Annotated in this window: 9 protein-coding genes, 1 tRNA gene and 1 pseudogene; 4 read left to right on the top strand and 7 right to left on the bottom strand. The window is 50.0% G+C overall.

Going from position 1 to position 12,711, the window contains the following annotated elements:
* Window positions 1-9: 9 nt before the first annotated feature.
* From AOG36_RS07135 to tsaD, 3 genes are all read right to left on the bottom strand, one after another.
* Window positions 10-567, bottom strand: coding sequence for a ComF family protein (locus tag AOG36_RS07135; RefSeq protein ID WP_015107304.1), 558 nt, complete (start codon window positions 565-567; stop codon window positions 10-12).
* Window positions 568-2,163, bottom strand: coding sequence for a methyl-accepting chemotaxis protein (locus AOG36_RS09285; RefSeq protein ID WP_053825816.1), 1,596 nt, complete (start codon window positions 2,161-2,163; stop codon window positions 568-570).
* Between the two features lie 66 nt (window positions 2,164-2,229).
* Window positions 2,230-3,249 carry a tRNA (adenosine(37)-N6)-threonylcarbamoyltransferase complex transferase subunit TsaD gene (gene tsaD / locus AOG36_RS07145; protein ID WP_015107306.1) on the bottom strand — a complete coding sequence of 340 codons (1,020 nt, stop codon included), beginning with the start codon at window positions 3,247-3,249 and terminating at the stop codon, window positions 2,230-2,232.
* Window positions 3,250-3,299: 50 nt separating this feature from the next.
* Here tsaD and AOG36_RS07150 point away from each other — a divergent pair, with 50 nt between their 5' ends.
* The 4 genes from AOG36_RS07150 to AOG36_RS07165 all read left to right on the top strand — a co-directional run bounded on the left by AOG36_RS07150 (window position 3,300) and on the right by AOG36_RS07165 (window position 8,589).
* Window positions 3,300-4,301 (top strand): agmatine deiminase family protein, encoded by a 1,002-nt coding sequence (locus tag AOG36_RS07150; protein ID WP_015107307.1) that lies wholly within the window; start codon window positions 3,300-3,302, stop codon window positions 4,299-4,301.
* Between the two features lie 6 nt (window positions 4,302-4,307).
* On the top strand, window positions 4,308-6,494 hold the full coding sequence (gene hypF, locus AOG36_RS08365) for a carbamoyltransferase HypF (RefSeq protein ID WP_156294638.1): 2,187 nt from the start codon (window positions 4,308-4,310) through the stop codon (window positions 6,492-6,494).
* Between the two features lie 19 nt (window positions 6,495-6,513).
* Window positions 6,514-7,500, top strand: coding sequence for a hydrogenase expression/formation protein HypE (gene hypE / locus AOG36_RS07160; RefSeq protein ID WP_015107309.1), 987 nt, complete (start codon window positions 6,514-6,516; stop codon window positions 7,498-7,500).
* A gap of 72 nt (window positions 7,501-7,572) precedes the next feature.
* Window positions 7,573-8,589: an aliphatic amidase gene (locus AOG36_RS07165; protein ID WP_053825818.1), complete on the top strand. Its 1,017-nt coding sequence runs from the start codon at window positions 7,573-7,575 to the stop codon at window positions 8,587-8,589.
* Window positions 8,590-9,025: 436 nt separating this feature from the next.
* Here the strand turns inward: AOG36_RS07165 and AOG36_RS07175 are convergent.
* From AOG36_RS07175 to AOG36_RS07190, 4 genes and pseudogenes are all read right to left on the bottom strand, one after another.
* Window positions 9,026-9,103: transfer RNA gene (locus AOG36_RS07175), tRNA-Pro, on the bottom strand.
* Window positions 9,104-9,151: 48 nt separating this feature from the next.
* Window positions 9,152-10,252, bottom strand: coding sequence for a 1-deoxy-D-xylulose-5-phosphate reductoisomerase (gene dxr, locus AOG36_RS07180; RefSeq protein WP_015107312.1), 1,101 nt, complete (start codon window positions 10,250-10,252; stop codon window positions 9,152-9,154).
* Window positions 10,249-11,040: a phosphatidate cytidylyltransferase gene (locus AOG36_RS07185; RefSeq protein ID WP_015107313.1), complete on the bottom strand. Its 792-nt coding sequence runs from the start codon at window positions 11,038-11,040 to the stop codon at window positions 10,249-10,251. The genes dxr and AOG36_RS07185 overlap by 4 nt, the downstream gene beginning before the upstream one ends.
* Before the next feature lie 8 nt (window positions 11,041-11,048).
* Window positions 11,049-12,649: pseudogene (locus tag AOG36_RS07190) on the bottom strand (SLC13 family permease).
* Between the last annotated feature and the right edge of the window lie 62 nt (window positions 12,650-12,711).

Here is a 12,711-nt window from a genome sequence, read left to right on the forward strand (position 1 = left end):
TTACGGACGCTAGGCTTTTGCCAGCACCAGCGCAAAGGCGACTTTTACCCCCGCGGCTTTGAGGGTTTGAATCGCTTGGCACAGGGTCGTGCCTGTAGTTAAGACATCATCCACCAAAAAGTAAGCCAAACGAGAATCGCCTTTAAAAACAAAACCCTTGGGGTTTTGCTTGCGAAACTCCAAACTTTGCCCGGCGTAGGTGATGTTTTTTATGGCGCGTAATTTGTTATAAACGGGTTTGCAAGGGCTGTTAGCGCAGAGCGCGCGGGCGATGGCGGCGGTGTGGGAATAGCCCCGCTTGATGTGATCGTCAATGGGCAGGGCATAAAGCGACTCTTGCAGCAATGGCTTTAACAGGCTCTGCACCCTTGAGGCCAAAAGGGGCAAAAGGCGGCTGCCTACAAGGCTGTATTTGCTCTTTAACAGCAGCTCAATGTCATCATAGGCATAAAAGCTCAAAACGGGGATGTGCTCTAGTCTGTGGGTCTGTAGACGCGGGACTAGCTCAGTGTAGCAGCGCTTGCAAAGGGGTTTAAAACTCCACACCCCGCAGCTAAAACAGCGCATTTAGACCTTGAACTTTTGGAACTCCCCAGCCAGTTCTTGGTTTTTCTGTACAATTTGGGTGCTGTGGTTCTCCAAATTGTTGCGCACTTCCTTGACTTGCGCAAAGATTTGGATGAACTCATTGATGACTTGGTTGAGTTCATCCATTTTTGCCACCACGACCTTATTCTGCTCCACGGTGTTTTGAGACTTCTTTTTGGTTTGGACTAAATTGTCCTTGGCATTTTGCGCATCTGTGATGAGAAGCGAAGTTTTCTCCGACACTGCTTGCGACTGTGCCGCGCCATTTTGCACCCGCTCGCCCATGTTTTCAATGCTTTGCGTCACCATGTTCACCATTGCCGTGATTTCGCCCAAAGATTTTTGCGTTTTTTCGGCGAGATTACGCACTTCATCGGCCACCACGGCAAAGCCGCGCCCATGCTCGCCCGCCCGCGCGGCTTCAATGGCAGCGTTTAGGGCGAGAAGGTTGGTTTGGTTGGCGATTTCCTCGATGATAGAGAGGACATTTTTAATCTCGGAGGCATGTTTGACCAACTCGATGGAGTCTGTAGCGATCTCTTGTTGGGCCTGCACGGACTCTAGAATGGAATCCACCGAGTTTTGGATTTGGGTGATGAACTCGTTTAAGATGGTGTCGGTGGCATCTAAATTTTCAATCGTTTCATTCAAATTACTTTGCGCGAGGCGCAAACTTTCACCGGCTTCTTGGTTGATGGCCTTTAGGTTTTCCACCGAATCCATTTCCTTGTGGGCGGCTTTTCTTAGCGTGTCTGTGGACTCTTTTAAAGCTTGCCCCACTTGATTATTGTCCTCCACAATGTTCTTACCGATTTTTACAATCTCAGCGATCTTGGCAATGAACTGGTCCACATAGCCCGCGACCATACCTACCTCATCATTACTTTGGATATTTAAGCGGCGGGTTAAATCCGCCTCTTTGGAGGAGACCAGGTCTTTTGCAGTGTCTTTCAGGTGGTTTAGGGGTTTTGTAACCCTTCGTTGCACGACTAACAGGAGCAACACGATGATGGCAACAGAGATGACAATCATCCATGAGAGGGTTTTCATGCTAAAGGTACGGGCGTTGTTGTAGGCATTCTCTAAGGAGAATTTGACTTCCATCACCCCGATCATGTCCCCGGCTTTGTTGTTGACATGGCACTTCACACAAGCCGCATTGCCCACTAAGGGCTGCAAAACCAACACATGTCTTTTGCGTCCTTGCCCTTCCACATAAACACCTAGTGGGGTTTTGGGGTTGTCAAAGTAATTGCGGATACGAGGGTCTCTGGTGAACTCTGTGTGCAAACCAAAAAGTTTAATGTCCCCCTTTCCTGGGTAGAACTTCATTTTCACACCGGGCAACTTGTTGCTGTCTGCGATCGCCTTGTAGATCGCATCCGTGGTCCCTACGGCGATGGCTTGCACGATGGTATTGATGATGGAGGTGTTGATGCTTTTAGCCGCTTCTTTACCCTGGTTTTCAGCCATTTTGGCATAATCTTTTTGGATGAGGAGAAAAATCAACAAGGCAAAGAGGCTGAGTAAGATCACGAGGTATGTTAGGGCCCGGGTTTGCATACTTTTAAACATAAACACGCGCACTCCTTGGGATTAAATCTTCTTTATCATATCATAACAAATTCATAACAAATAAAGTTAATTGATAGAGAGCAAACGGGTGTGTGGGCTGATGTCTAGGGTGTCTATTGAATAAAAGTCTTTATTTTTGTAACATTCCACACCCAGCCGTGCCACCATCGCCGCGTTGTCGCTGCAAAACTCTAGGGGGGCCAATAATAAACTACACCCGAAATCTGCACAACACGCCTTAATCTGCTCTCTAATGTAGTGATTCGCGCTCACCCCCCCCACCAGCCCCAAAGTTTTAATGGGGCTCTTTGCCAAATAACGGCGCAGGTTTTGGAGCAAATGGGCGGTGGCTATCTCTTGAAACCCCGCACACAAACGGGCCTTAAAGTCCTCGCTTAAAATCCCTTTTTCGCTCTCTTTTAAAATGGCTAGCCTCACCGCGTTTTTCAGCCCCGAGAAACTAAAGGCAAGTCCCTGGTATTCTTTGAGTGGCAGGGGAAATTTCAGCCCTTCTTGTAGTGGGCAGGCTTTGGCTAACTTTTCCACAATAGGCCCGCCCGGATAGCCTAGCCCTAGCATTTTAGACACCTTGTCAAAACTCTCGCCTAGACTGTCGTCCATGCTTTGGGCGATGATGTGCATGCTTTGGGAGCTATGCGCTTCTACGATTAAAGTGTGCCCACCAGACACGAGCAATATACTTAGAGGAAATGTGGCTGGCTTGTCAATGAAAAGTGAAAAAATGTGCGCTTGTAGGTGGTCTATGGAAATTAGGGGGATTTTTAAGCCCAAAGCCAGGGTTTTAGCTAACATGAGCCCTTCTAAGAGCGTCACACTTAGCCCCGGACAGGTGGTGATGGCGATGGCTTTAAGGGCGTTAAAGCTGCCTAAAAAATCCCTTGCCTTCTTAGCTAAAATGGGAAGATTGAGCGCGTGCAAACGCGAGGCAAGTTCTGGCACCACACCCCCATAGGGGCTATGTGCACTCTCTTGGGAGATTTTAGAGTGCCAACACAATTTAGCACTCTGCATGTCCGTGAGTGCGAGTGCGCTGTCATCGCAACTGCTTTCAATACCAAGCAACATAATACCCCTTGTGCGCTATAATGGACGGGCTATTATACTAAAGGGATTGCATGAAGAGATTTAAGCCCGAGTGGGAGGAGCAGAGTGCCATTTTGATGGCGTATCCCCACACCGCTACCGATTGGGGGGTGTATTTGGAAGAAGCCCAGGAGTGCTTTAGCAACATCATCGACGCTTTGAGCCATTACCAGGAAGTGGTCGTTTGTGTACACCCAAACGACACCAAGAGCCAAGATTATCTCGCCAAAATGAGCCAAGTGCAGATCGCCCTGATCGAGACTAACGATACATGGGCTAGGGACTTTGGGCCATTGTGTGTGGAAACCAATGGCATCGCCCTTTACTTGGATTTTATTTTCAACGCGTGGGGGGGCAAGTACCAAGCGCATTTAGACAACGCCATCAGTTCCAAGCTCGCCCAAAAGGGGCTCTTAAAGCACCCCTTGCGTTTTGTCAATTTCGTTTTAGAGGGCGGGAGTGTGGAGAGCGATGGGGAGGGGAGCATCTTAACCACAACTTCTTGCCTGCTAAACCCCGATCGCAACCCAAATCTAGACCAAGCCCAAATCACGGGGGTGCTAAAGCAAGAGCTCGGGGCGCAACAAATTCTATGGTTAGATGTGCAGCCCCTAGCAGGCGATGACACAGACGGGCACATCGACACTTTGGCGCGCTTTTTAGACCCCAACACAATTGCCTATGTGAGCTGCAGCAACCGCAACGACCCCCACTACGACGACCTAAAAAACATGGAAGCGCAGCTACGCCACTTAAGAAATATGGAGGGGGAGCACTATGAGCTCTTGCCCCTTCCCCTGCCTAGTCCCAAATTCTACCAAAACACCCGCTTGCCCGCTACTTATGCTAACTTCTTATGGGTGAACAACAACAACCAAAAAGTGCTCTTTGTCCCCACCTATGACGACTCCGCAGACAATAAAGTCTTAAAGATTCTAGAGGATCACACAGGGGTTGAGGTCGTGGGTGTGGATTGCTCGGTCTTGATCCGCCAAAAGGGCAGCTTGCATTGCGCCACCATGCAACTTTACTAGGTTTCTTTGGTTAAACTCATCATCAGCGGACGAGTGCAGGGCGTGGGCTTTCGCCCCTTTGTTTACAACGCCGCTCTTAGACTGGGCACTAAGGGTTTTGTTTGTAATGTAGGCGGGCAGGTGGAAGTGGTGCTTGAAAAGGCGCACTTAGACGCATTTTTAAAAGAGCTCGCACACAAACCCAAAGAAGCCCACATCACCAATGTCACCCAAGTTGCCACCACTCCCCTAAATACCCCCTTTCACATCGCCCCTAGCCGTGGGGTGCATTTAAGCCTCAAAGACAGCTTGCCCCTAGATTTAGCCATATGCCCAGATTGTTTAAAAGACACGCTAGACCCACATAGCCGTTTTTATGGCTACCCCTTCACAGCGTGTGCACATTGTGGCCCGCGCTTTAGTCTGCTAGAAAGCCTGCCCTTTGATCGCCCTCACACTTCTATGAAAAATTTTACACTCTGCAAGACTTGCACCAAAGACTACCACGACCCCGCAAACCGCCGCTTTTTCGCCCAAACTTTAAGCTGTCCCAAGTGCCCCATTAGTTTAAGCTTTTATAACCAAGAGGGCGTGAAACACACAAACGCCCTAGAGCAGGCCATCCACGCCCTACAAAAAGGGGAGGTGGTCGCAATTAAGGGCGTGGGTGGCTTTGCGCTCAGTGCTTTAGCTAGCCATAAAGAAGCGGTTGCGCAAATCCGCGCCCTTAAAACCCGCCCTTTTAAACCCCTAGCCCTCATGGCCGCAAGCACCAAAGAGGCGCAACGATGTGTGCATTTAAGTACGCTGGAGCTCTTAGCCCTGCAATCCAAAGAAGCCCCCATCGTGCTCGCCCTTAAAAAGACACAAGAATACGACCACCTAGCCCCAAACCTGAACACCCTAGGTGTGCTGTTGCCCTACAGTGCCCTGCACCATTTAATCCTACAAGAAGTGGGGGCGGTGGTTTTCACCAGTGCGAATTTAAAGGGCGAGCCCATCATCACAGAGCTAGAGGAGTTGCAAGCCAAGTTTCCTAAGCTGAGTGTTTTAGATCACAACCGCCAAATTGTGCATGGCATTGATGATAGCGTGGTGCGCCTTGTGGCGGGGCAAATGCGCCTTGTGCGCTTGGCCCGAGGCTATGCCCCCCTGCACTTACCCCTAAGTGCACCGCAAAACACGCTAGGCATGGGAGCACAGAATAAGGCGAATTTATGCCTAATGCATGAGGGTTGTTTAATCACACCTGAGCTTAGTGGTCTTGAGAGCGTGGCGAGCATTGAGAGGTACCAGCAAGATTTCAACTTTTTCACCAAGCTTTATCATAAGCCCCAAGCCATCGGGCTAGACTTGCACCCCAAGTACACGGCTAGCCAAATAGGCAAAGCACAACACACCCCCTATAAGGAGGTGCAACACCACATGGCCCACCTGCACGCACTGCTTGCTGAGTGGGAGCTAGAACACCCCTTTAAAGAGGGGCAGGCCCTCTTGGCGTTTATTTGCGATGGCTTTGGGCTGTCGCCAAATAAGAGCCTTTGGGGCGGGGAGGTGTTTTTAGCCACCGTTAAAGCGGGCGAGCTTCACAGCAAGCATCTACACAGTCTGCAAGCCATGTGCTTGCCCCGCTCTAGCGCGCTGTTAAAAGACACACACGCGCTAGGTTACGCCCTAGCTTACCAGCATAACCTAGCCTTTGCCCCCTTGCTCTTAGAGCCCAAAAAGGCACACAACATTGCCACCTTGCTTGATAAAAATACCGCCACGATTACAAGCACTTCTGTGGGGCGCTTGTTTGACGCACTGGCGTGCTTTTGCAAAGTGGGGGACTTTAACACCTATGAAGCCCAAAGTGCCATGCAACTAGAGAGCCTAGCTAGCACCCACCCAAGCAGTGAAGCCTACCCCTTTCATATCCAAGCAGACATCGCCATTGCCCCCATGCTAAAGGCCATGGAGGCGGATATTTTAAATGAGAGGTACGCCCTAGTGGCCAAGAAATTCCACAACACTCTAGCCCACATCGCCCTAAGTTTATCTATGCGCTATAACCTGCCCCTGCTGCTTGGTGGGGGGGTGTTTTTAAACCGCCTCTTGGGCGATGCCATCCAAGAGATTTTTAAAAAGAGGGTGTTTTTCTTGTCCAAGCTCTTGCCCCCCACGGACGGGGCATTAGCTTTAGGGCAGGCGTATTTTGTAGCAAATACATGATCAAAAATCAAGGGGTTACATGCAGGTTGTTAATTTGAGTTGTGGCAATGGGGGTAAAGAGGCGCAGAATTTTATAAACAAAGTTTTTATGCCCCATTTGCAAGAGTTTTTAGTGGCGCAAGGCGAGGATGCGGGGGTGTTTGAGGCCAGCGGGGCGTGGGCTGTGAGTACCGATAGTTTTGTCATTGACCCACCTCTTTTCAAAGGCGGGGACATCGGCAAGTTATGTGTGTGTGGGAGCGCAAACGACATTACTATGCAGGGCGCACGCCCCGCTTATCTTAGCGTGGGCTTCATCCTAGAGGAGGGGCTAGAGATACAAACATTGCAAGAAATTTTACACTCCATGCAAGGACAATTACGCCTAGGTGGGCTAAAACTGATCTCCTTAGACACCAAAGTCGTGCCCAAGGGCTGTGTGGATAAAATCTTCATCAGCACCACCGCCCTAGGTCCCGTGCTTTACCCAAACCTAAGCGCGAAAAATCTTAAGGAGGGGCAGGCAATCGTTGTGAGCGGAGCCATCGGCACACATGGGGCGATGCTCTTTGCGCTTAGAAGTGAAATCCAACTAGACACGCCCTTAGAAAGCGATTGTAAGCAACTATATCCCCTCTTAGAGCCTGTGTTTGAAAGCGGGTGTAAACTCTACGCCTTAAGAGACGCGACAAGGGGGGGCTTAGCATCCGTCTTGCACGAGTGGGCGCAAAGTTCAACCGTGGGTATAGAGGTGAGCGAAGAGCAGATCCCCGTTTTAGAGGGGGTTAGAGGGGTGTGTGAGATTTTGGGGCTAGAGCCTTTTGTGCTGGCCAATGAGGGGGTGTGTGTACTCAGTGTTGAGTCTTGCGATGCCCCTAAAGTTTGCGCCATGCTTCAAGAGAGAGGGGCTAAGGCATGTATCATCGGGCAGGTGGTGAGCGCTCTGGGCGTAACGCTTAAAACCCCTTGGGGTTCAAAACGCCCGCTAGACATCCTAGAAGGCGAGTTGTTACCAAGGATTTGCTAAAGGTTAAAAAAACATTTGCTTTATTGGCTTAAAGTTTCCGGGTGTTTTTTAAATTTCTTGAAGGAGCAAGTGATGCGACACGGAGATATTAGCAGCAGTCCCGAAACCGTTGGCGTGGCGGTGGTGAATTACAAAATGCCTAGGCTACACACCAAACAAGATGTCCTAGACAATTGCCATAAAATTGCAGACATGATTACAGGCGTGAAACAAGGTTTGCCTGGGTTAGATTTAATCATCTTTCCTGAGTACAGCACGCACGGCATCATGTACGACCGCAAAGAAATGTTTGACACGGCGGCGAGTGTGCCTGGTGAAGAGACCACGATTTTTGCCAACGCCTGCAAAAAGAACAAGGTGTGGGGCGTGTTTTCTTTAACGGGTGAAAAGCACGAAGACCCTAAAAAGAACCCCTACAACACCCTCATTCTCATCAACGACAAAGGCGAGATCGTGCAAAAGTACCGCAAAATTTTGCCCTGGTGCCCCATTGAGTGCTGGTATCCGGGGGATAAAACCTATGTCGTGGATGGGCCTAAAGGCTTAAAAGTTTCGCTCATCATCTGCGATGATGGCAACTACCCTGAGATTTGGCGCGACTGTGCCATGCGTGGGGCCGAGCTCATTGTGCGCTGTCAAGGCTATATGTATCCGGCTAAAGAACAACAAATCACAATGGTAAAAGCCATGGCGTGGGCAAACCAGTGCTACGTGGCGGTGGCCAACGCTGCTGGCTTTGACGGGGTGTATTCTTACTTCGGACATTCCAGCATTGTAGGCTTTGACGGACGCACTTTGGGTGAGTGTGGGGAAGAAGAGTATGGGATTCAATACGCCCAACTCTCCGTGCACGAAATCCGCGATGCACGCAAACACGACCAAAGCCAAAACCAACTCTTCAAACTCTTACACAGAGGCTATAGCGGGGTCTTCATCAGTGGTGATGGAGATAAAGGCGTGGCCGAATGCCCCTTTGAGTTTTACAGAACGTGGGTAACCGACCCCAAAAAAGCCCAAGCCAATGTAGAGAAATTCACAAGACACCACATTGGCGTGAAAGACTGCCCCATCTACGATTTGCCACATTAATGTAATTGTGGCAATCTTGGGCGCAAGGCGTGCTATAATAGCGGGTTCTGAAAAAAGATAAGAGGAGAACCCATTGAACAAACACGCCTTGACCACCGCTTTTTTGGCGGCTCTTTTCATCACAGGGTGTGCTACCCAAAGCACCCCTGCTAAAAGCACAGCGCCTAGCAAACCCGCCGCTACACAAAAAGCCCCTGGCGCAAAACAAACGACACAACAAAGCACCCAGCAAAACCAAGACGATGACGGCATCAACTATGAAAGATCTTTAATTCGGGGGAAAAAGTAGGGTTGAGTGGTGTGTGGGCTAGGCCCACAAGAAACTGCAAGCTAAATTAACGAGCAGATCTTTACAAGCAAAACTGCAGACTAAGGGCACAACTAGAAATCCACAATCCGTCTAAGCACTTGTTGGGTAAAAAAGTTTACAAGGAAATGGTCGGAGTAGCGGGATTCAAACCCACGACCTCACCCACCCCAAGGGTGCGCGCTAATCAGGCTGCGCCATACTCCGTAAAAGGTTGATTCTATCTAAATAAAGTTAACTTTAACTTAAGTCCACCTAAACATGGAGCGTTTGCATGAAGCGGCGTACTTGGGTGTCTAAGGCTTTAATTTGCTCTAAATGGTCTAAGGGTGGGAGTTGATCTTTAAAGTGTTCTAAACTTTGCGCCACCAAGGCGTGGATATTGCCAAAGGGCATCGCCCCCGTTTTAAAGGCGCGTAGAGCCTCTTCATTGCTGGCATTGAGTACCACGCCTAGTTTGGGTTGTTGTAATAATAAATCTTTAAATCTCCAAAGGGGGTATCTAGCCGGGTCTATGGGCTCGAATTTAAGCGGGGTGTTGAACAAATCAAGGGGTTTTGAGGGCAAATTTTGGGCATTTGTGGGGCTTAGGGCGTGGATGATGGGCAGGCGCATATCTGGCTGGCTAAGCTGGGCATGCCAGCTTTGATCTTTCAAGCGCACCAAAGCATGCACACGCGAGTTACGCTCAAGGCATGCATCCACTTGAATCCCTCCAAAGAGCCAATACGCTTCCAAGAGCTCAAAAAGTTTATTGGCCATGCTCGCAGAATTAATGGTGATGTCCGCGCCCATTTGCCAGTTGGGGTGTTTTAACACCTCTTCAAGGCTCTGGCTGGGAATTTGTGCCAAAGGGGTATCCCTCAAAGCCCCCCCGCTGGCGGTGATGAATAAAGTATCCACGCTCTCTTTGGGCGTGTTTTTAAGCAACGCATACAGGGCAAAGTGCTCGCTATCAATGGGTAAAATCTTCGCCCCCTTTAAAAGCCACCCACCCACCACCAAAGACTCTTTATTGGCTAGAGCTAAAGTCTTGCCCTCTTGAAAGGTGCACAGGCTAGGCTCTAGCCCGCTAAAACCCACCAGAGCGTTTAGCACTAAATCGCTTTGGCTGCTTGCCACCATTTGGACGATCCCCTCCGCCCCGATAAAAATTTCTGTGCCTTGGGGAGCTTTGAGACGGGGGTAATCCTTCTTGTCCAAAAGCGCTACTTTTTTAGGTTTGTGGACGGCAATTTGGGCGTTTAAAAGCTCCACATTGCGCCCCGCACTTAAGGCCTCTATGGGCAGGTGAAACAACTGGGCCACTTCTAGAGCCTGCCGCCCCACCGAACCCGTGCTGCCTAGGATGATCATAAAGTGGATTCTATGACGGTTTTCGTACGCAGCAAGAAGTGCAAGACCACAACGGCAAAGAGCATGGCATCCATGCGGTCTAATACCCCCCCGTGCCCGGGCAAGATGGTCCCGCTGTCTTTCACCCCTGCTCGCCTTTTTAATGAACTTTCATACAAATCCCCCCAAATCGCGCTGATCGCCATCACGGCACTGGTAAAAAAGGCGTAGAAAAAGCCCACATATTTTAAGCCCACCAATCCCCCCACCACGCTCGCAAACATAAAACCCACAAATGCCCCCTCAAAGGTCTTTTTGGGCGAAGTGGGGCTTAAAGGGATGTTGCCAAAGAGCCGCCCGCCAAAATACGCCCCCACATCGGCAACCACCACCACCACCACGAGCCACACCACAGCCATCATCCCAAAGTCCTTATATATATCGAAAATGTAGGCAAAGGGCAGAGAGGGGTAGATGAAGACCAAGCAGTGGTGCACATCATAGCCCCGATAGGCTAAAAACCCCGCCACAAACATCCCCATCACCATCACGCTTTCAAAGGGCGGAGTGATGTAGACCAACACCCATACAAAGATCAAAACCACATAGTGCCATGTGTTGGGTACAGGGCCATAGATTTTTTGATAAAGGTGCAGGGCTTCATGCGCGCCGATTAAATACGCCACCCCCAGTACCATCCAAAACAACCATAAAGAGTTTAAAGACAACACTAGAGCGGCTAAAATGAGCAAAGCTACCCCCGTGATATAACGTGCTTTTTCGCCATAAAATTTTGATTTGAATTGCATCGTGTTCCCTAATGTTCAAAAATGACACCAACAAGACTATAAGAAAAACCGCCAATGAGGACGATCCCGATCAAGTTGAGCCACAACCCCGCCTTGATCATGTCCTTCATTTGTAAATAGCCCGAACCATAGGCGATCGCGTTGGGCGGAGTCGCCACAGGGAGCATGAAAGCACAGGTGGCGGCAAGGGCTACGGGGATGGTGAGTGAAAGCACCTCAGCCCCCTTAAAGCCCAGCCCCAGCGCCACACCCCCAAGACGGGCAAGAAGGCCGCCGCCGTGGCGGTGTTGGAGGTGATCTCGGTTAAGAAGATCACCATTGTGGTTACCAATACAATCAAAAGCAAGAGGGGGATATGCCCTAGTATTGCGACTTGTTTGCCAATCCACAGCGACAGCCCCGTTTTAGAAAACTGCGCTGAGAGGGCTAGTCCGCCACCAAAGAGTAGGAGCACATCCCAGGGCAACTTTTTCATCGTACTCCAATCGATGAGGCGGGTGTTTTGTGCGGGGATGATGAACAAGAGCACAGCCACAGACATGGCGATGATCGCGTCTATACTGGCAACTTTAATCCCCTTAGAGTGTAAAAAGTTACCCAAGAAAATCCAGCTTAAGGAGGCGAGCACAAAGAGAAAAGCGACCCAGCACTCCCCGGAGTTCATGGGCCCTAGTTTCTTTAATTCCTCTCTAATCATCTCCTTGCCCCCGGGGATGTTTTTGATCCTAATGGGAAAGATCACATAGGTGAGCAGAATCCATGTGGCAAAGAGCATGAGCAAAGACAGGGGCACGCCTAAAAGCATCCATTTGCCAAAGTCGATCTTCACATGCAAGGCTTCTTGCATATAGCCGGCTAAAAGCGCATTAGGGGGTGTGCCTATGAGCGTGCCCAAGGAGCCGATGGAGGCGCTGTAGGCGATGCCTAGCATCAAACAAACGCTAAAATTGGTGCGGTAAACCGGTGTTTGCGCGTCCTTGCCCTTGTCCACGATGTTTTGTAAAACCCCGCCCTGGGTACTGGTGCGTGAAAGGGGGCTTGAATCTAAGGGCGTGGCTTGCCCCTGCTTTTCTTCTAAGAGTTTGGCAACCAATTGCAGTACGCTAAGACCCACGGGCATCATCATCACAGCCGTGGCGGTGTTGGAAACCCACATGGACAAAAACGCCGTGGCGAGCATAAAGCCAGCGACTAAGGCCCTAGGGCTAGTCCCCACTAGGGCGATGATGTTTAAAGCGATTCGGGTGTGTAAATTCCACTTTTGCATCGCCATCGCCAACACAAAGCCACCCATGAACAAGAAAATGATGGGCGAGGCGTAGTTTGCGCCTACTTCTTTAAAGCTTGCCACCCCACAGAGGGTAAACAGCACTAGGGGCAGCAAAGCGGTCGCCACCAACTCGACGGCTTCGCTCATCCACCACACCCCCATTAAAACCGCAGTGGCAGCGACAAAGGGCATGCTCTCGATCTTCAACTTAGGTTGGTTAATGCTGTGCTGGATGCTCTCTATATGCTCTGCCATAGAGAAATATACCAACAACGCCAACACCAGCCCCATAACAAACCCGACCCAAGGGACATAACGGCTGACACTCGGCTGCGGCATCGCAATCCTTAAATAATAAAATCAAAATATTATTATAGTTAAACTTATAGTTAAACGGGCTA

The organism is Helicobacter heilmannii (assembly GCF_001283065.1).
GTDB classification, from domain to species: domain Bacteria; phylum Campylobacterota; class Campylobacteria; order Campylobacterales; family Helicobacteraceae; genus Helicobacter; species Helicobacter heilmannii.

Bases quoted from the DNA above. Each gene is read 5' to 3' on its own strand.
- tsaD (WP_015107306.1), bottom strand. From the start codon at position 3,249: ATGTTGCTTGGTATTGAAAGCAGTTGCGATGACAGCGCACTCGCACTC.
- AOG36_RS07185 (WP_015107313.1), bottom strand. From the start codon at position 11,040: ATGCAATTCAAATCAAAATTTTATGGCGAAAAAGCACGTTATATCACG.
- dxr (WP_015107312.1), bottom strand. From the start codon at position 10,252: ATGATCATCCTAGGCAGCACGGGTTCGGTGGGGCGGCAGGCTCTAGAA.
- AOG36_RS07135 (WP_015107304.1), bottom strand. From the start codon at position 567: ATGCGCTGTTTTAGCTGCGGGGTGTGGAGTTTTAAACCCCTTTGCAAG.
- AOG36_RS07165 (WP_053825818.1), top strand. From the start codon at position 7,573: ATGCGACACGGAGATATTAGCAGCAGTCCCGAAACCGTTGGCGTGGCG.
- hypE (WP_015107309.1), top strand. From the start codon at position 6,514: ATGCAGGTTGTTAATTTGAGTTGTGGCAATGGGGGTAAAGAGGCGCAG.
- AOG36_RS09285 (WP_053825816.1), bottom strand. From the start codon at position 2,163: ATGTTTAAAAGTATGCAAACCCGGGCCCTAACATACCTCGTGATCTTA.
- AOG36_RS07150 (WP_015107307.1), top strand. From the start codon at position 3,300: ATGAAGAGATTTAAGCCCGAGTGGGAGGAGCAGAGTGCCATTTTGATG.